The organism is Streptomyces sp. NPDC047971, from assembly GCF_040653355.1.
Lineage (GTDB): Bacteria > Actinomycetota > Actinomycetes > Streptomycetales > Streptomycetaceae > Streptomyces.
In genome coordinates, this window is record NZ_JBEZNW010000005.1 from 42,138 (window position 1) to 60,992 (window position 18,855).

The following is an 18,855-nucleotide window of genomic DNA, read 5'->3' on the forward strand; positions in this document are numbered from 1 at the left end:
CGCTCCTGCCCTGTGCCCGCGCCGCCCGTTCAGGCCCGCCACGCCTCGATCGGATTGCCCAGCCAGCGGGTGTCGTCGGGGACGGATTCCCCGGCCATCACGAGGGAGGCGGGACCCAGCGTGGAGCGGGCACCGACCGTACTGCCGGGCAGGACGATTCCGCCCGGGCCCAGAGTGGCGCCCTCGCGGAGGACCACAGTATCCGTCCTCAAGATCCGGTCGTGGAAGAGGTGCGTCTGCAACACACAGCCGCGGTTCACACTGACCGCGTCGCCCAGCGCCACCAGATCCGTCTCCGGCAGCCAGTAGCTCTCGCACCACACGCCCCGGCCGATCCGTGCCCCGAGCCCACGCAGCCACAGCGCGAGCAGCGGAGTTCCCGGGACCGAGCCGATCAGCCAGGGCACGGCCAGCACCTCGACGAAGGTGTCGGCCAGCTCGTTGCGCCACACGAAGCCGGACCAGAGCGGGTGCTCGCCAGTCCGGTGCCGGCCCACCAGCACCCATTTGGCGGCCATCGACACCAGGCACCCGGCCGCACCCGCGGCGAGGAGGACCGCCCCGGACAGCAGCGCCGCGCCCCCGACCCCCAGGGCGGTGGTCGCCAGGGCGCAGAGGGCCGCCACGGTCAGCACCGCGAGGGCGGCCGAGCAGAACACCGGAACGAGCCGGCACAGCTCCACCAGTCCACGCGCCCAGAGCAGCCGCGCCGGCGGGTCGTACGTCCGGCTCAGGTCGGAGTCGGCGGCGGAACGGGGCAGTTTGACCGGGGGCAGACCGAGGTACGAGCCGCCCTTCTCGGCCTTCTTCGGCGTCGCGGACAGGACGCCGACCAGGCCGTCGTCCGGCACCGTGCGGCCGGGCGCGGTCATGCCGGAGTTGCCGAGGAACGCCCGGCGACCGATCTCCGAAGGCCCGATCCGCACCCAGCCGCCGCCCAGTTCGTACGGAGCCGTCAGGGTGTCGTCGGCGAGGAACGCGCCCTCGCCGACGGTGGTCAGGCTCGGCAGCGCGAGCACCGTCGACACCTCCGCGCCCCGGCCGACCCTCATCCCGAGCAGTCGCAGCCAGACCGGGGTGATCAGCCCGGCGTAGAGCGGGAAGAGCGTCCCCCGTGCCAGGTCCATCAGCTGCGTGACCGTCCATGCCTGCCAGGCGACACGGCTGTGCGTCGGATGGCTTCCGGTGCGCAGCCCGAGGCTGAGCAGCCGCACCGGGACCAGGACCAGCGACGCGTACGCGAGACCGTAGGCGAGCGCCCCGGGCACCACGGCGAGCAGCGCCCCCGTCAGCACGTCGGCGAGCCCGGCGTCGGCCGGGACGAAGGCGCTCACGACCAGCAGCGCGGGCAGGGCTGCGAGCACGGGCAGGACGGTGAGGAGGACCCCGGTCGCGCCGTACACGGCACGCCAGCGCACCGGGCGCGCCGGCCGCTCCTTGGGCCAGTTCCGTTTGGCCTTGCCGAGCTTGCCCGCGGGCGCTCCGGCCCAGCGCTGTCCGGTCGGGATCTGTCCGGTCACGGCGGATCCGGGAGCCACCTCGGCCCGCTTGCCGACCCGCGCCCCCGGGAACAGCAGGCTGCGGGTGCCGACCACCGCGCCCGCGCCGACCTTGACCGGGCCGATCACCAGCCGGTCCCCGTCCAGCCAGTGGCCGGAGAGGTCCACCTCGGACTCCACGGCGCAGCCGCGGCCGAGCTTGAGCATGCCGGTGACCGGGGGCAGCGAGTGGAGGTCCACGTCGGGACCCACCTTGGCACCGAGAGCCCGCGCGTAGCGTTCCAGCCAGGAGCCGGTGAGCGAGGTGGCGCCGACGCACTCGGCGAGACGCTCGGCCGTCCACAGCCGCAGGTGGACGCTGCCGCCGCGCGGATGGTGGCCCGCCCTCACCCCGCGCAGCAGCAGCCGTGCGCCGCCGGCGGCGACGGAGAGCCGGCCGGGCGGGGTGAAGAGCAGTGCCGCTCCGGCGGCGACGAGCCACCAGGAGGCGGTCGGCGCCCACGGGCAGCTCCCGAACCGGTGCAGCACGTTGCCCAGCGCGAGGAGCCCGACCGTCCAGCGGAGCCCGACCACGGTGAAGAGCGGCAGGAGCAGGACGGTCTGCGCGAGCCCGGTCCGCGGCGGAACCGGTGCGACGGTGCGGACGGCGCCGTCGTCCTGGACGGACTTCTCCAGCCGCCGGGCCAGCTTGCGCAGGGTGGGCTGCTGGTAGATGTCGACGACGGCGGCGCTCGGATACCGGGTACGCAGCCGGGTGGTGAGCTGGGCGGCGGCGAGGCTGTTGCCGCCGATCGCGAAGAAGTCGTCGGTCGCGCCGGTGACGGCCACTCCGAGGGTCTCGCTCCACTGCTCGGCCAGCCATGCCTCCGTGCCGTACAGCTGCTCGGCCGGGCCGGTGGGCCCCGCATCGGGGAGCGGCCAGGGCAGCGCGTCGCGGTCCACCTTGCCCGACGTACGGGTGGGCAGCTCGGGGACCGGAGCGAGCAGCGGCACGAGGGCCGCGGGCAGTTCGGCGCGGAGCCGCTCGACGGCCGCCGCGTGGTCCCAGCCCTCCTGGGTGACGAGATAGCCGACCAGGAGCTGATTGCCGCTGCGCGCGGTGCGGACGGCCGCGGCCGCTCCGGCGACACCGGGCAGGGCCTGCAGCGCGGCGTCCACCTCGCCGAGTTCGATGCGGCGGCCGCCGAGCTTGATCTGCTCGTCGCCGCGGCCCAGGAAGACCAGCCCCTCCGGCTCGGCGCGGACCAGGTCCCCGCTGCGGTACGCGCGCTCCCAGCCGAGGGACTCCAGCGGGGCGTACTTCTCGGCGTCCTTCTCCGGGTCGAGGTAGCGGGCGAGTCCGACGCCGCCGATCACCAACTGGCCGCTGCCGCCCATCGGCACCGGCTCGCCGGACTCGTCGACCACGGCCAGCTCCCAGCCGTTCAGCGGGAGCCCGATCCGGATGGGCTCCTCACCGGTCAGCAGGGAGGCGCAGGCGACGACCGTGGCCTCGGTGGGGCCGTAGGTGTTCCAGACCTCGCGGCCCTCGGTCACCAGACGCTGGGTCAGCTCGGGCGGGCAGGCCTCGCCGCCGAAGATCAGCAGCCGGACCTCGTCGAGCGACTCCGGCTCCCAGAGCGCGGCGAGGGTCGGCACGGTGGAGACCACGGTGATCTCCTGGTCCACCAGCCAGGGACCGAGGTCGGCGCCGCCGCGCACCTGGGAGCGGGGGACGGGCACGAGGCAGGCGCCGTAGCGCCAGGCCAGCCACATCTCCTCGCAGGAGGCGTCGAAGGCGACGGAGAGCCCGGCCATCACCCGGTCGCCGGGTCCGATGGGCTCCTCGACGAGGAAGAGCGCGGCCTCGGCGTCCACGAACGCGGCGGCGCTGCGGTGGCTGACCGCGACGCCCTTGGGCCTGCCCGTGGAGCCGGAGGTGAAGATGATCCACGCGTCGTGCTCGGGTCCCGGGCGGGCGGCGGGGGCGCGGTCCCCCTCGCGCGCGGTGACGTCGATCCGCTGCCCCGCGCCGAGGACGGCCCGCACGCCCGCCTCGCCGAAGACCAGCTCGGCCCGCTCGTCCGGGTCCTCGGCGTCGACCGGCACGTAGGCGGCGCCCACGGCGAGTACGGCGAGGATCGCCGCGTACAGCTCGTTGGTCCCCGAGGGCACGCGGACGCCGACCCGGTCGCCGAGCCCCACCCCGGCGGCCGCCAGGGCGCGCCGCCGTCGCTCGACGTCCGAGGCCAGCGCCCGGTAGGTCAGCCTGCTGCTGCCGTCGTCCAGGGCGAGCTCGTCGGGGTGGGCCCGTACGGACGCCTCGAAGATGTCGACGAGCGTGCGCACCGGAGCGGCGGGCCCGGCGGTGAACCGGGCGGACTTGTCGGGCTCCTCCTCCCACGCGCCGCCCCCGTCGTCGAGCAGAGTGACGTCACCGCGCTCTGGTGTGGCTGCCATCGGACCTCGCGTCTCGTTCCCGGCAACGTCCGGGTCGCCGGCGGAGCCCGGGTCTGCCCGGGTTGTTCCGATCCGGCGCCAAACAGCCCGTCAGTCTACTGTGTGGGCAAGGATTCTCCCGTTCATGTCTTGCGCGTGGCCGGTAAGGAGCGGTATGGGGGCGTCGGCCCCGAGGCGGTCAGGAACCGTCGGCCGACGCCTGCCGCGCCGGGGTGAGGGTGCAGACGCCGTCCTCGCAGTTGCGCTCCAGACGGCCCCGGGAGACGGCCTGCACCAGCCCCACCAGCCAGCAGGTGGGGCAGCCCCGGAAGGCGATCAGCGCGAGCGGGGCCGCCAGCAGGACGAGCGGGCCGGTGACCGGCAGCAAGGCGATCGGGCCGATGACCAGCCCGAAACCGATGGCGCCGCGCGCCAGGTGGCGCGGCACGGACGTGGCGGCGACGTTCGTCCCGAGCGCCCCGGACGGGGCGGCGGACCGGACCCTCGCTCGCCGCGCGGGCTTCACGGTGCTCACTGCGGTACCTCTTCTCCTGAGGGGTGGCCGACGGTGCGACCGGGTGACGGCTCGTTCGCCGCCAGGGAGTGACGGAGCGCCGCGCGGGCGCGGTGCAGCCGTGACTTCATCGCGGCGGTGCTCAGACCGAGCGCGTGGGCGACGGTCCTGCCCGGCAGGCCCTGGACGTCCCGCATGACCAGGACCTGCCGCTGGTCGCGGGGCAGGGCGGCGACCGCGGCCGCGATCCGCTCCGCCTCCAGCCCGCGCAACACCGCGTCCTCGGCGGACGGTTCCGCGGACCCCTCCGCTCCGTCCGGATCCGGGTCGCTCCGCGAGACGAGCAGACGTACCTGCCGGAGGCACTCGTTGCGCACGATCCGGAACATCCACGAGGCGAGCGCGCCGGTGGCCCGCAGGGTGCCGATCTTCCGGTAGAGGATGATCAGCGCCTCCTGTGCCGCGTCCTCCGCGTCCTGCGGCGAGGCGCACAGGGACCTGGCGAACTTGCGGACATGGGGCTGCGATTCCACGACGACGGTCGCGAGCGACGTGACGTCACCGTCCTGGGCGGCCTGGATCAGCCGCTCGTCCGGCCAGCGGAAGCGTGCGTTCATGAACTCCTCGTCTCGGTGGGACGGTGCCCGCTCGCGGGCCCGGTCAACGCCGGCTCCTGTAACGCCGCGTCAGGTGCCAGACGCAGGCGCCCGTCAGCAGGGCTCCGATCACGACGAGGCCGGTGACCATCATGGGGGTTCCTCCAGGTTCCACCGGCGCGTTCGGCCGGTTCGCAGATAGGAGGCGGGGAGGTCCGGAAAGGATTCGCCTCCGGCCGGAACTTCTCCTCACCGGCGCGGTCCGGCGGCGGTCGCGACCGTATGCGAGAACGTCACGGAAAAGCCTTCTCCCGGTTACACGGCCGACCGCGCATCCGTGCCACGCTCCCGGTGGCCGAAATCAACACGCGTAGAACGCGCCATCGTTGAGCCACACCTCCCGCCCGGCACGGCCGCTCCCAGGAAAGGACACCCCCCATGTCCGTTGCACAGATAGGCAGATGGAAGGCGAAGGCGGCAGCCGTGGGCGCCGTCGTCCTCGGCCTCATGCTCCCGACGGTCGCCGCACCCCCGGCGAGCGCGACGACCACCGCCTACGACAGCACGTACTACAAGAACGCGATCGGCAAGACCGGGACGAGCCTGAAGTCCTCGCTGCACACCATCATCAGCAGCCAGAGCAAGATCTCGTACGACGCGGTCTGGAACGCGCTGAAGGCCACCGACCAGGACCCGAACAACAGCGCCAACGTGATCCTGCTCTACAGCGGCACCTCGCGCAGCAAGTCCCTCAACGGCGGCGACGTGGGCGACTGGAACCGCGAGCACGTGTGGGCCCAGTCGCACGGCAGCTTCGGCACCTCGGCCGGCCCCGGCACCGATCTGCACCACCTGCGTGCCGCGGACGTCCAGGTCAACAGCATCCGGGGCAACAAGGACTTCGACCATGGCGGCAGCGCCGTGAGCGGCGCGCCCGGCAGCTACACGGACTCCAACTCCTTCGAGCCCCGCGACGCGGACAAGGGTGACGTGGCCCGCATGATCCTCTACATGGCCGTCCGCTACGAGGGTGGCGACAGCTGGGCCGACCTGGAGCCCAACGAGTCGACCAGCAACGGAAGCGTCCCCTTCCACGGCCGCCTCTCGATCCTGAAGCAGTGGAACGAGCAGGATCCGCCGAGCGCCTTCGAAGAGCGCCGCAACGACATCATCCACGGCACCTACCAGGGCAACCGCAACCCGTTCATCGACCACCCCGAGTGGGTCGAGGCGATCTGGTAGAGGCTTCCGGCGGTCGCCGGGCTCCCGCCACGGCCGGGGAGCGCGGCGACCGTCAGGCGGCGTGGACCTGGAACCAGACCCACTTGCCCCGGTCGCCCACCGTGGCCACGCCCCAGGCCCCGGCCACGGCGTCCAGCAGGTCCAGCCCCCGGCCCGTCTCCAGCTCCGTCTCGTCCGTGTCCGCCTCGTCCCGGCTCGACCGAGCGCCCGCACCCATCCGCGGGTTCGCGTCGAAGACGGCCCCGGTGACCACACCGGCGCCCCGGTCGTAGCCGACGGCGACCTCGATGGCCGGTCCGTCCGCGTGGCGGACCGCGTTCGAGACGACCTCGCTCAGGAGCAGGGCGGCCATGTCCACCTCGTCGTGGCCTTCCGGCGCGACGCGGCCGAGGACGTGGCGGGCGTCGGCCGCGGCGCGGGGGTGGCGGGGCAGGACGGCGATGCCGCTGTGTGCGTTCACGATGAGCTCCCGGTCTGGTGCGCCCCTGACGGGCGGTACGGCCCCCTGGCCCCGATCCGGTCGCTTCGTCGTCCGCGGCGGACCCGAGGATCCGAGCCGGTCGGTCGAACGAGCTTCCGGGGGGCGGCGCCGCCCTGCCGAGGAGGGGAGGAGGAGGGCGGTGCCGCGCCACCACTCCATCGTCCCGGCGTTTCCGGGCCCGCCAGGCTGTCGATCGTCGGTGTCCGAGGTGACGAAAGTAGGGGGTCGGGGCGCTCCTCTGCCGACCGGGCCGCTGCCCCGGCACACGTCCGGCCTCGACGACCGCGTCGGCCGGGGCCGTCGGCCGGGGCCGTCGAGGCCGGGCGGGTCAGGAAGGAAGCACGAACGCGTAGTCGAGTTCCCCCCGCCGGGGGTTGATCCGCAGGTCGGTGAGTTCCAACGGTCTGTCGAACTGGTCGTGCACGAACTGCCGGACGGCGAGCCACATCCGCTCGCATCCCGATCCGTCGACCCGGACCCGGTCCCGCCGGACGGGATGCAACCCGGACTCGGTCATCCACAGGTACAGATGGCGAAGGTCCGGATCGGACTGCGCCGCGCGCGTACGCACCCTCCGCACCCGTCTGCCCAGCCGGGGCACATGGGCGAGCGCGGTGGGTGAGAAGTACGAGACCGCCTCCTGGACGGTCTCCCCGCACAGCAGGGTGAGCTCGTGCCGGTGGACGAGCGTGGGCCGCTCGGGGGAGAGACCGAGCAGCGCCTCGACCGTCGGCGGCACCGGCTCGTACGAGAGACGGGCGCGGGAACGGACGGCCACGCCGCCGAAGCTCCCGCCGACGGGGAACAACGGCTGGGGTCGTGCCCGCGCGACCGGTCGAGCCGGGGCTCCGCGTCCGGTGTAGGTGTAGGTGCCCGACCGGTCCGTGTGCACCAGACCGCGTGCACGCAGGTGCTCCAGGGCGCGCCGCAGGGTCTGACGGTTGACCCCCAGCGAGGCGGAGAGCACGCGTTCGGCGGGAATCCGTCGCAGCCCCGAGGTGTCACCCCCGGCGCGCCGGGCGTCCTTGATGATCTGTTCGGCCACCCGCATGTACAGCGGTACGGCACCCTGCGGCGCGCCGGGCACGGACGTCCTTTCGATGTCGAGGGGAAGGTGTGTCAACCGGCGCGGTGGCCGGGGTGGAGCACGATCCCGCCGTCCCGGCTACCTGCGGGACGGACGAGGCGCTCCGAGGCGCGTGCGCCGGGTGGTGACGGCGCCGGGGCGGGAGCCGTCGGGAGAAGGGGCTGGGGACGACGAGGAGTAGCCGCCCGCTCGTGCGCCGGAGCGCTGTGCGGGAGCAAGGCGGTCATGGCGCGACCATATTGATCGATCATTCGCTCGTCAAGATCGATTAACCAATCGATCGAAAGCGCACATTCTGATCGGACGAGTAGGGTGACGTGCCTGGGGCGGAGTGCGACAACAGGGACGAACGGGAGTCGGTGTGCGGTACACGGTGGACGAACGCCATGAGCGGATCGTGGAGCTCGTGCGGGAGTACGGCAGCCTGCGCGTGGCCGACCTCGCCGAGCACCTCGGGATCTCCACCGTCACCGCGCGCCGGGACGTGGAGGCCCTCGCCTCCGAAGGGCGCCTGGACCGGGTCCGCGGCGCCGTCCACTGGCCGGGCACTCCCGCGCCCCAGGGGCGTACGCGGCACCCCCTCCCCGAGCCCCGCCCCGTCGAACGCGCGCCGGAGCCGCGTGACGTGGTGATCGGCATGGTCGTTCCGCAGTCCAGGCACTACTTCGGGGAGATCATCCGAGGGGCGAGGGAGGCCGTCACGGCGGCCGGTGGGCGCCTCGTGCTCGGCTACTCCAACTACCAGCCCGACCACGACGCCGCGCAGGTCCGGCGCATGCTCGAGGCGGGCGTCCACGGCCTGCTGCTCACGCCGAGCTGGCCGAGCGGGACCGGGGGTTCGGGGGACGAGGGCGACATCCCCGTGCCCGCGGTCCTCCTGGAGCGCCGGGGCGAGGTCGGGTCCCGGGCCGCCGCTCTCGACCGGGTCTGCACCGACCACGCCGGCGGTGCCGGGCTGGCGGTGCGTCATCTCGTCGATCTCGGGCACGAGAGGATCGCCCTGGTCGCCGGGGACAGCCCGACGACGGTGCAGATGCGGGCCGGGTACGAGGACGCGCTGCGGGTCTTCGGGGTGACCGCCCCGGCGGTCGAGCCCATCGTGCTGGAGCCCGGGGACCGGGCCCCGGACAGCATCGACGCCGCCGCGCGGCGCCTGACCGAGCTGGTGGCGGAGGGCGAGGTGACGGCCGCGATCGTGCTGAGCGACACCGACGCGATCCTGCTGCTCCAGAGTCTGCGGGGCCTCGGGGAGCGGATCCGGGTGCCCGAGGACCTCGCCCTGGTCGCGTACGACGACGACGTGGCGGCCCTCTCCGACCTGCCGCTGACGGCGGTGGCGCCGCCGAAGTTCGAGGTCGGGGAGACCGCGGCCACCCTGCTGCTGCGGCGCGTGCGCGAGCGGGCCGCCGGCGCGGCCGGCGGTGCGCGGCAGCACCTCGACCTCCTGCCCGAACTACGGGTGCGCGCCTCCTGCGGTGAGTCGGCCGTGGAGACCCGCGAGGGAATCTAGCAACCCACCCGACCGATCGCTCTGATCGATGGATCGCAATATCGATCCATCTCCTTGACTTTGATCGCTTCGACCGTCAGGATTCGATGCGTCGCACCGGGCCATCGCCATGCGGCCCCGGACGATGTCGTCCCACATCGCCGGGGCAGGTGGATGCCCGCGTGCCACCGGAGCCGAACACGAGCGAGCCGCTCGCCGCTCGAAGGCGTCCGTATCCCTTGTCCGCACCTCTCCCGGAGGAATGCACGTTCCTCTTCCCACCCGGCATCATTCCGAGCTTCCCCGTCGTCCACACGCTCGGACTGCGCGACACCTTGGGGGGCACTCGTCCTGCCCGTCGTCGTCAACGCCTTCAACCTGAGGGGTGTGCGCGGCTTCTTCCAGGAATTCCCGAATGACTCCGCGAGGCCGCCCGACTCGACGGAGCGGGCGAGATCCGCACCCCTCTTCCGGGATCGTTCTTCCGCTTTCCCAGGCGGTCATTCGGCGTGGTCGGACTTTTCTGCGCCGTGGGGTGGGGAATCGTTTCGCTGTGGGGTGGGGAATCGTTCTCTCTTTCACCACGGCGTCCCCATCGGAGAGGTTTCGCGGGCTCCGGTCAGTCGGTGTCCAGACCTGCCCGGTAGGCCGTCCGGGCCGCCTGAACCCGGCTGTCGGCGTCCAGCTTCGCCAGGACGGCGCTCACGTACCCCTTGACGGTCCCTTCCGTGGTGCCGAGTTCGGTCGCGATCTCGCTGTTGGTGAGCCCCCGGGAGAGCAGCCGCAGGACGTCGAGCTCGCGGGCGGTGAGCGAGTCGAGCCGGGCCCGCTCCTCGGGGGCGAGCGCCGGTGAGCCGTGCGCGAGGCCGTCCACCAGGCGCCTGGCGACCGGCGGCCCCAGGACCGCCCGGCCCTCGGAGACGTCGCGGATCGCGCGGAGCAGGTCGTCGGGCGGGGTGTCCTTGAGCAGGAATCCGGAGGCCCCGGCCCGCAGCGCCGTCCGGACCTGCTCGTCGTCGTGGAAGGTGGTGAGCATCAGCACCTTCGGCGGTCTCGCGAGCGCCAGCAGCCGGGGGAGCGCCGCCAGCCCGTCGGCCCCGGGCATCCGGATGTCGAGCAGCACCACGTCCGCCCCTGTCTCCTCGGCCACGACGAGAGCCTCCTCGCCGTCCGCCGCCTGGCCGCACACCTCGATGTCACCACTGGCGTCGATGATCCACAGCAGACCGCGACGGGTGATCTCGTTGTCGTCGGCGATCAGGACCCGGATGCTCATGACGCTCCTCGTGACGATGCCGCCCGGCCGTGGGGCACGAAGGCCGAGAGCAGGAAGCCGCCGTCCCGCGGCCCGGCGGTCAGTGTCCCGCCGAGCAGGGCGACGCGCTCGGTCAGGCCCACCACTCCGTGCCCGCCGCTGGGCAGATCGGGTGAGGTGGGGCGCGTGGGCGCCGTGTTCGCGACATCGAGGTGCACGCCGTCGGCCCGGCAGGCCACATCCACCCGCACGGTGGCCCCGGGAGCGTGCTTCGCGGCGTTCGTCAGTGCCTCCCGCACGATCCGGTGCAGGGCCCGTTGCACCGGGAGCGGCAGGATCTCCGGATGGCCGTTCACCCGCAGCTCCACCTCCTGACCGCGGTCGCGGGCGTGCGCCACGAGGTCGGACAGGGCCTCCGCGTCGGGCGCGGGCGGCACCGCGGCCCGTACACCCGCCGTCCCGGCCGGCTCTCCGGTCGACACCCGCGAAGGGGCGAGCACACCGAGGATCTCGCGGAGTTCCTCCAGGGCCTGCCGGCCGTCGGTCCGGATCAGCTCCGCCGTCCGCGCCGCCTCCGGCACCGCCGAGGCCGGACCCGCCTCCAGGGCGCCGGCGGCCAGCACCATGTTGCTGACCCGGTGCCCGACCACATCGTGCATCTCGCGGGCGATCTCGGCCCGCTCCTCGGCCCGGGCCCGCTCGTCCAGAAGCCGGTTCTCACGCTCCAGGACGGCCACGCGGGCCTGCACGGCCGCCGTCAGATCGCGCCGTACACCCACCGCGTACCCGACGGCCAGCGGTCCGACGATCGCGGCCAGGGAGTACGCCGCCTCCCGGATGCCCGCGGTCGGCAGCCCCCCGTGCAGCCCGACGAGACCGGCGACGAACCCGGCCACGCCGTAGGCGAAGAGGACCCTCAGGCGGCGGTCCAGGCTGCCGACCGTGTACATGGCGGCGGCCAGCGCCACAGGGGTGAAGGACACCACGTGCATGACCGTCACGAACGCGGCCACCAGATGGGGCCGACGCCTGCGCCACCACAGACTGAGGCCGACCGCCGCCGCGCAGGCGGCGATCACGGGCGTCGGCAGACCGGTCAGCAGACCGCTGGACGGCTTCACCCAGGAATCGGCGATGCCGAGCGCGACGACCACCGCGGTCACCACGGCGTCGACGCGCCGCGGCGGCCAGCGGGAGAGCGGCGTGGCGGCCATGTCGCCACGGTAGTCAGCGAGGGTGGCCCGGGCACGGCGAGAGGCCGCGCGCCTCACCCGTCCGATCCGTCCCGTCGCCCGCGTCCGCGATCCGGGCGAGCATGGGGCCATGAGGCTCAGCTCATGATCACGGTCCTCGTCGCGGACGACGACCCGGCCGTACGCGACGGGCTGCGGGCGATCATCGACGCCGCGCCGGACCTGCGGGTGATCGCGGAGGCGTGGGACGGGCACACCGCGGTCGACCGGGCTCGCCGCCTGCTGCCCGACGTCGTGGCCATGGACGTGCGGATGCCCGGGATGGACGGGATCGCCGCGACCCGACGGCTGAGGGAGCTGCCGTCACCGCCCGCCGTCCTGATCCTGACCACCTTCGGCCAGGACGAGTACGTCGAGCGGGCCCTGGCGGCCGGAGCGGTCGGCTTCCTCGTCAAGGACACCCCGCCGGCGGATCTGCTCGGAGCCCTGCGCAGCGTGGCCGAGGGCCACGCCGCGTTCGGCTCCGCAGTGACCGGCCACGTCATCGACCTCACCACGCGCGACGGGAGCCGGGAGACCCCCCAGGAGGACCCGCGCGTCGCCGCCCTGACCGGCCGCCAGGTCGATGTGCTGCGGCTGCTCGGGCGGGGCCTGTCCAACGCGGACATCGGGTCCGAACTGGGCATGACCGAGGGCACGGTCAAGGCGCACGTCACCCAGCTCCTCGCCCGGCTCGGGGTGTCCAACCGCGTCGAGGCCGCCCGCATCGCGTACCGCACGGGCCTGTCCACCGACGACGCCTAGCGGGTGCCGGAGCCCGCTCCGACCTGTCGAAGGTCAGGGGTCGGGCCCCACCTACGACAGGCGGGACGCCGCCGCACCCGGGATGACGATGGAACGGATGCCGTGCGGAACGCGTCCCCCCGCCCGTCCGCACGGCATCGCCCGTACACGGCGGCACGCATCGGTGGGGGAGAAGCCCGGTCGACATGTCCCTCACGGAAATCCCGGCGGCGCGCAGGACCTGGGTCCTGACGCGCGGCGGCCCGCTGAGCCACTGCATCACCGGCCTGATCGTGCCCGCGCTCGGCGGCACCGCTCTCGTCCAGCGGGACGCCCCGGCCTCCCTCTTCGACGGTCTGGTCGTGTCCGGCCTGGACGCCCGCTCACTCCCGCCGGTCCTCGACCCGGAGCAGGGGATCGCGCACTGCGTACGGTCCGAGGACCTGGCCGCGGCGGCCGCGGAGCGCACCGACGTCGCCGCGGCCCTGGTCGTCTCGCCCACGCGCTATGGCGCGGTGGCCGACATCCGGGCGCTGGCCGACGCGGCCCACGCTTCGGGCGTTCCGCTGATCGTGGACGAGAGCCGGCGCTCACCGGTCTTCGGGAGGCACCCCGGACTCCTGCCCGACGCCCTCGCGTACGGCGCGGACCTCTCGGTCTCCGCCGGCCCCCCGCCCGTGCTGCGGCTGGGCGACGGACCCCATGCCGAACTGCTGCGGCCGCTGGTCGAGCGTGCCGTGGACCTCACCCGCCAGACCAGCTGCGACATCCTCCCCGCGCGCTCGCTCGCCCAGGACTGGGACCAGGTCCTCGTCTCCCTGGAGACGGCCGCGGCCATCGGCGCGGGTGTCCGCAAGGAGAGCCGATTCTCGCTGGTCGCCGACGGCTTCGGCGACATCCCCGGAATCGCCGGCGCCGACCCCTTGCGGATCGCGATCAACACCGACGTCGGAGGGGTAACGGGGCGGGAGGCCCACCGGGCCCTCGACCGGGCGGGCTTGGGCCGCGCGGTCGTGGGCGCGACGCAGACCGTGATCACCCTGACCCCGGGCGACGGCACCGAACCGGACGCGGAGCGGTTCCTGGACGTGCTGCACGCCCTTCCGGCGGCGGCCGGGGGCACGGAGGATCCCCTGCGTCTCGCCCTCCCCGAGCCCGGCCCCCGCCGGCTCACCCTCCGGGAGGCGTTCTTCGGCCACCACCGCGTGGTGGACTGCGCCGAGGCGGTGGGCCTGGTCTCCGCCTCCAGGGTCACCGCCTGTCCGCCCGGCGTCCCGGTGCTGCTGCCCGGCGAGGTCGTCACGGCGGAAACCGTCGCGTACCTCCGGCTCCTGGCCCGGTCGCGGGGAGGGCGGATCCAGGGGGCCGCCGACGCGGGCGCCACGACGCTCGGGGTGGTGCAGGAGCCGACCGGCCTCTGGTGAGCCCCGGAGCGGAACGCCGCCTTCCGAGCCGTCAAGCCTCCGTGGTCCCCCTCGAAGGGAAGTCGCCTGGAATTCCCGTGATCCACATCACGCGTTGAAGCGGCCCATGGCGCGCGGGAATTCCGGCGCGTCCGAATGACACGCATAGACCGTCACCGAACTCACGAGTAGGGCAGCACGCCGTACCGCGCGTCCGTTCGTATCACGGTCGGGAAACATTTCGCCGAATTCCCGTTGCCGATACCGAGTGTTAGCGTCCATCGCCGCGAAGCCGAACGATGAACGGAGGGAATGTGGCGCACCTGCACCATTTCGGCGCGGGATGGATTTCCCCGGTCCTCGCCTATGCGATGGCCTGTGTCGGATCCGCCCTCGGACTGCGCTGCACCGTCCGGGCCCTGGCCACCGAAGGCCGCTCGCGCCGCAATTGGCTGCTGACGGCCTCCGCCGCGATCGGTTCGGGAATCTGGACCATGCATTTCATCGCCATGCTCGGCTTCGGCGTCGCCGGATCCGCCATCCGCTACGACGTGCCGCTGACCGTCCTCAGCCTTCTGGTGGCCATGGCGGTGGTCGGGGCGGGGGTCTTCACCGTCGGCTACGGCCGCTCCCGTTCGCGCTCCCTGCTGCTCGGCGGCCTCGGGACCGGCATCGGCGTCGGAGCCATGCACTACCTCGGGATGGCGGCGCTCAGGCTCAACGGCAGCGTCGGCTACGACCTGCCCATGGTGGTCCTGTCCCTCGCCATCGCCGTCGTGGCGGCGACCGCCGCACTCTGGGCGGCACTCGCGGTCCAGGGCACCTCCGGTGCCGTGATCGCCGCGCTGGTCATGGGCGCCGCGGTGAGCAGCATGCACTACACCGGCATGGCCGCCGTGCGGATCACGATCGGCCCGACCCGCACGGTCCTCGACGGCGTCACGGCGATGGACTTCGTCTTCCCCCTCGCCGTCGTCCTCGGCTCGTTCCTCTTCCTGGCCTCCGCCTTCGTCGCCCTGTCGCCGACGACGCGGCAGGCCGCCGTGACCGCAACTCCCCGCCCCTGACTGTTTCGAGGAACTTCGAGGAACGATGAGCGCACTGCTGGTCCCCCGCTCGATCCGGGCGAAGACCGTCTGCCTCCTGATGGTCCCCGCCGTGTCCCTGATGGCGCTGTGGGCGTTCGCGACCGTCACCACCGCACGCAGCGTGTCGGAACTGAACGGCTTCAAAGAGGCCAACACCACACTGCTGAAGCCCGTCGACGCCGTCGTCACCGCCGTACAGACGGAACGCGCCGGGGCCCTGCGCCGGTTCGCCGGGGCGAGCGCGGAACGGGCGGAGTCGCAGGAGCGCCGCGAGCGCGACACCGACACCGCCGCCACCGCGCTGCGCCGGGGTGCCGGTGAGAGCACCCTCGACGTCCGGAGCATCGACGGCGACTTCGCGGGGCGGATCGACCGGCTCGTCGCGGACCTCGACGGCCTCGGCGCACTGCGCGAGCGGACGCGGGCCCCCGGCGGCGAGTGGAAGGACGTCTACGACGCCTACGGCACCGTCATCGAACACGCCCTCGCGCTCCAGGGCTCCCTCGCCGCGCTGCACGACCCCGAGCAGGCCTCCGCCGCGCGCGTCGTCCACGAGCTGGCCTGGGCCCGGGAGATGATCGCCCGCGAGGACGCCCTGATGAGCGCCGTACAGGCCGCGGGCCGGATGGATCCCGCGCAGTACCGCGAGTTCACCGGCTCCGCCCACACCCAGCGCCGGCTGCTCGCCACGGCCGTGGACGACCTGCGGTCCGAGGACGCCGCCGCGTACCGCGGGGTCCTGACCGGCGCAGAGATGCGCTCCCTGCGGACCGTCGAGGACCGGATCCTGGCGGCCGGCGGCGCCACCGCGGCCAGGACGGCGACCGAGGCCGCCCGCTGGCAGGAACCGGCCCGTGCCGTCCTGGAACAGCTGGGCGCGGCGCAGGCGGAGGCGAGCACGGCCGCGGTCGAGCGCGCCGACCCCCTGTCCTTCGCCGTACTCGGCGGCTCCGGCATCGCCGTCGTCCTGGGCCTCGTCGGTGTGCTGCTCTCGCTCCTCATCTCGGTCCGCATCGGCCGGGGACTCGTCGGCGAACTCACCGACCTGCGCGACTCGGCCCTCACCCTCGCCGACCGCGAACTGCCCGAGACCATCAGGCGGTTGCACGCCGGCGACTCCGTCGACCTCGACGACGTCGCCCCGCGCCGCGAGCACCGGGACGACGAGATCGGACAGGTCGGCGCGGCGCTTGCCGCCGTCCACCGGGCGGCCGTCGAGTCGGCGGCGGAACGAGCCCAGGTGCTGCACGGGATCTCCGGCGTCTACGTCAATCTGGCCCGCCGCAGCCAGGCCCTCCTCCACCGTCAGCTCACGCTGCTGGACACCATGGAACGCCGCAACGAGGACCCGGTGGAGCTGGAGGACCTCTTCCGGCTCGACCACCTCACCACCCGGATGAGGCGGCACGCCGAGAGCCTGATCATCCTCTCCGGCGCGGCGCCCGGCCGGGGCTGGCGCCGTCCCGTCGGCATGATGGACGTGGTCAGGGCCGCCGTGGCCGAGGTCGAGGACTTCGGCCGGGTCGAGGTCCTCGACGTCCCGCCCGTACGGCTGCACGGCGCGGCCGTCGCCGACCTCACCCATCTCCTCGCCGAACTCGTCGAGAACGCCACCGCCTTCTCACCGCCCCACACCAAGGTCCGGGTGCGGGGCCAGCGGGTCGGGTCGGGGGTCGTGCTGGAGATCGAGGACCGCGGCCTGGGCCTGAGCCCCGAGGGTCTGGCCGAGGCCAACCGCCGGATCGAGGACACGGGCCGGATCGATCTGCTCGACAGCGGGCAGCTCGGACTGTTCGTGGTGAACCGTCTCGCCCACCGGTTGGACGCCCGCGTGGCGCTGCGCCCGTCGGTGTACGGAGGCGTCGTCGCCGTGGTCCTGCTGCCGACGGCCCTCCTCGGCGAGGACGCGCGGGACGCGGAGCCGGAGGAGACCGGCACCAGGTCAGGACTTCCGCACCGGCGCCCGCCGGGGCGGCATGCCGTCCGTCCCCAGGTCGTCCGCGACGCCCCGGGGACGGACGCGGGGGCGCCCCGTCCGGCGCCCCCGCACCCGGGAGCGCCCGCGGAGCCCCCGGCGCCGCCGCGGCAGGCGGCGCCCGTGGTCGCCGCCGAGTACGCGCCGCTCCCGGCACCCCTCGTACCGCCGCACCCCGTAGCCCCTCCGGCGTACGCGCCGCCCGTGGCGCCGGGGCCCCCGCCCTCCGCCGCGGATCCGGCTCCCGGGCCGGCGTCCGGCGGCAAGGCTCCCCTGCCCCGCCGCGCCCGCCGCCGTGACCTGGAGGGGCAGGACACGCCCGAGACGTACGAGCCGCCGACGGAGCACGGTCCCCGCTCCCCGGAGCAGGCGCGCGCCACCCTCGCGTCGTTCCGCGCCGGCTGGGCGCGCGGCACGGGGGACCGCCCGACGCGGCCGGGTCCGACGGGCGAGGACAAGCCAGAACGTGAAGGAGAGAGCCGATGAACGGCAACGGCAACCTGTACCGGTCAGGTGACCTCGGCTGGCTGCTGGAGGAACTGGTCACCCACGTACCGGAGATCAGACATGTGATCGTGCTGTCCGGCGACGGACTGCCGGTCGGCACCTCGGCCCGGCTGAACCGGGACGAGGCCGAGCGGTTCGCCGCCATCGCCTCCGGGTTCCACAGCCTGGCCAAGGGAACCGGCCGGCACTTCGGCGCCGGCGGTGTCATCCAGACCCTGGTGGAGCTGGAGGACGGCTTCCTGTTCGTCGTCGCGGCCGGAGAGGGTTCCTGTCTCGCCGTCTTCAGCGAGGCGAGCGCCGACGTGGGCCTCGTGGCCTACGAGATGGCCCGGCTGGTCAAGAGGGTCGGCGCCCATCTGGGCACCCCGGCACGCGATGCGGCGGCCGCCACGTCACGCGTCGATGAGTGACGACGACCGACGCTGGTACGACGACGAGGCCGGCCCGCTCGTCCGCCTCTACGCGATGACCTCGGGCCGCGCGCGGCCCGCCGGCGGAGAACGCTTCGACCTGATGACCCTCGTCCACGGCTGCCCGCCGCCCGAACGGGCCCCGCTGCTCTCGCCCGAGGAGGCACTGCTCCACCGCCTCTGCGCGTCGAGGCCGCAGGCCGTGGCCGACATGGCCTCCGACGCGGAGCTGCCGCTCGCCGTCGTACGGGTGCTGCTCGGGAACCTGCTGCAGGCCGGTCTCATCCGCGTCACTCCACCCGTCCCTCCCGCCCGACTTCCCGACCCGCGCATCCTCAGGAGAGTGATCGATGGACTCCGAGCCCTCTGACGTCCCCTTCCTCGCCCTGAAGATCCTCGTGGCCGGCGGATTCGGGGTCGGCAAGACCACCCTGATCGGATCGGTCAGCGAGATCCGGCCGCTGAACACCGAGGAGACCCTGACCGAGGCCGGCCGCCCGACGGACAGCCTCGACGGCGTCGCGGAGAAGCGCACGACCACCGTGGCCCTGGACTTCGGACGCATCACGCTCTCCGACGACCTGGCGCTCTACCTCTTCGGCACGCCCGGACAGAACCGCTTCTGGTTCCTGTGGGACGAACTCGCCCGGGGCGCGCTGGGCGCGGTGGTCCTCGCGGACACCCGCCGACTGGTCGATTCCTTCCCCGCGATCGACTACTTCGAGCGCCGTCGGCTGCCGTTCGTCGTCGCGGTCAACTGCTTCGACGGCGCCCGGGACTACAGCGAGCAGGAGGTGGCGTACGCCCTCGACCTGGACCCGGGGACTCCGGTGGTGCTGTGCGACGCCCGCGAGCGCGAGTCGGGCAAGGACGTCCTGATCTCCCTGGTGGAGTTGGCCGGCCGCCAGGTGTGAC

General features: G+C 73.4%; 16 protein-coding genes. 9 read left to right on the plus strand and 7 right to left on the minus strand.

Annotation, left to right across the window (positions count from 1 at the left end; translation table 11 throughout):
* Positions 1–29: 29 nt before the first annotated feature.
* From AB0D99_RS06990 to AB0D99_RS07000, 3 genes are all read right to left on the minus strand, one after another.
* Complete coding sequence (locus tag AB0D99_RS06990; protein ID WP_362357790.1) at positions 30–3,938, minus strand: Pls/PosA family non-ribosomal peptide synthetase; 3,909 nt, start codon at positions 3,936–3,938, stop codon at positions 30–32.
* Positions 3,939–4,116: 178 nt separating this feature from the next.
* Positions 4,117–4,443 carry a hypothetical protein gene (locus AB0D99_RS06995; protein ID WP_362358159.1) on the minus strand — a complete coding sequence of 109 codons (327 nt, stop codon included), beginning with the start codon at positions 4,441–4,443 and terminating at the stop codon, positions 4,117–4,119.
* 5 nt (positions 4,444–4,448) lie between these two features.
* A complete protein-coding gene (locus tag AB0D99_RS07000; protein ID WP_362357792.1) occupies positions 4,449–5,048 on the minus strand; it encodes an RNA polymerase sigma factor in 600 nt (199 codons plus the stop codon).
* Between the two features lie 417 nt (positions 5,049–5,465).
* Between AB0D99_RS07000 and AB0D99_RS07005 the strand changes: the two genes are divergently transcribed.
* Positions 5,466–6,269, plus strand: coding sequence for an endonuclease (locus tag AB0D99_RS07005; protein WP_362357794.1), 804 nt, complete (start codon positions 5,466–5,468; stop codon positions 6,267–6,269).
* A gap of 52 nt (positions 6,270–6,321) precedes the next feature.
* On the opposite strand, the gene AB0D99_RS07010 is transcribed toward AB0D99_RS07005, so the two are convergent.
* Positions 6,322–6,729 carry an ATP-binding protein gene (locus AB0D99_RS07010; RefSeq protein WP_362357796.1) on the minus strand — a complete coding sequence of 136 codons (408 nt, stop codon included), beginning with the start codon at positions 6,727–6,729 and terminating at the stop codon, positions 6,322–6,324.
* A gap of 349 nt (positions 6,730–7,078) precedes the next feature.
* On the minus strand, positions 7,079–7,837 hold the full coding sequence (locus AB0D99_RS07015) for a GntR family transcriptional regulator (RefSeq protein ID WP_362357798.1): 759 nt from the start codon (positions 7,835–7,837) through the stop codon (positions 7,079–7,081).
* A 361-nt stretch (positions 7,838–8,198) separates the two neighbouring features.
* Between AB0D99_RS07015 and AB0D99_RS07020 the strand changes: the two genes are divergently transcribed.
* Complete coding sequence (locus AB0D99_RS07020; protein ID WP_362357800.1) at positions 8,199–9,347, plus strand: substrate-binding domain-containing protein; 1,149 nt, start codon at positions 8,199–8,201, stop codon at positions 9,345–9,347.
* 598 nt (positions 9,348–9,945) lie between these two features.
* Here AB0D99_RS07020 and AB0D99_RS07025 read toward each other — a convergent pair.
* Together AB0D99_RS07025 and AB0D99_RS07030 are read right to left on the minus strand one after the other, a co-directional pair.
* Positions 9,946–10,602 (minus strand): response regulator transcription factor, encoded by a 657-nt coding sequence (locus tag AB0D99_RS07025; RefSeq protein WP_362357802.1) that lies wholly within the window; start codon positions 10,600–10,602, stop codon positions 9,946–9,948.
* A complete protein-coding gene (locus AB0D99_RS07030; RefSeq protein WP_362357804.1) occupies positions 10,599–11,795 on the minus strand; it encodes a histidine kinase in 1,197 nt (398 codons plus the stop codon). Before AB0D99_RS07030 ends, AB0D99_RS07025 begins: the two co-directional genes overlap by 4 nt.
* 123 nt (positions 11,796–11,918) lie before the next feature.
* Between AB0D99_RS07030 and AB0D99_RS07035 the strand changes: the two genes are divergently transcribed.
* From AB0D99_RS07035 to AB0D99_RS07065, 7 genes are all read left to right on the plus strand, one after another.
* Positions 11,919–12,578 carry a response regulator transcription factor gene (locus AB0D99_RS07035; protein WP_362357806.1) on the plus strand — a complete coding sequence of 220 codons (660 nt, stop codon included), beginning with the start codon at positions 11,919–11,921 and terminating at the stop codon, positions 12,576–12,578.
* 185 nt (positions 12,579–12,763) lie between these two features.
* Positions 12,764–13,981 carry an amino acid decarboxylase gene (locus tag AB0D99_RS07040; RefSeq protein WP_362357808.1) on the plus strand — a complete coding sequence of 406 codons (1,218 nt, stop codon included), beginning with the start codon at positions 12,764–12,766 and terminating at the stop codon, positions 13,979–13,981.
* Positions 13,982–14,259: 278 nt separating this feature from the next.
* Complete coding sequence (locus tag AB0D99_RS07045) at positions 14,260–15,027, plus strand: MHYT domain-containing protein (protein WP_362357809.1); 768 nt, start codon at positions 14,260–14,262, stop codon at positions 15,025–15,027.
* A 25-nt stretch (positions 15,028–15,052) separates the two neighbouring features.
* A complete protein-coding gene (locus AB0D99_RS07050) occupies positions 15,053–17,509 on the plus strand; it encodes an ATP-binding protein (RefSeq protein ID WP_362357811.1) in 2,457 nt (818 codons plus the stop codon).
* Positions 17,506–17,940, plus strand: a complete 435-nt coding sequence (locus AB0D99_RS07055; protein WP_362357813.1) for a roadblock/LC7 domain-containing protein — start codon at positions 17,506–17,508, stop codon at positions 17,938–17,940. The genes AB0D99_RS07050 and AB0D99_RS07055 overlap by 4 nt, the downstream gene beginning before the upstream one ends.
* On the plus strand, positions 17,933–18,310 hold the full coding sequence (locus AB0D99_RS07060) for a DUF742 domain-containing protein (protein ID WP_362357815.1): 378 nt from the start codon (positions 17,933–17,935) through the stop codon (positions 18,308–18,310). Before AB0D99_RS07055 ends, AB0D99_RS07060 begins: the two co-directional genes overlap by 8 nt.
* The gene (locus tag AB0D99_RS07065) at positions 18,291–18,854 is read left to right on the plus strand and encodes an ATP/GTP-binding protein (RefSeq protein ID WP_362357817.1); all 564 of its coding nucleotides are present in this window, start codon (positions 18,291–18,293) and stop codon (positions 18,852–18,854) included. Before AB0D99_RS07060 ends, AB0D99_RS07065 begins: the two co-directional genes overlap by 20 nt.
* Position 18,855: the final 1 nt, after the last annotated feature.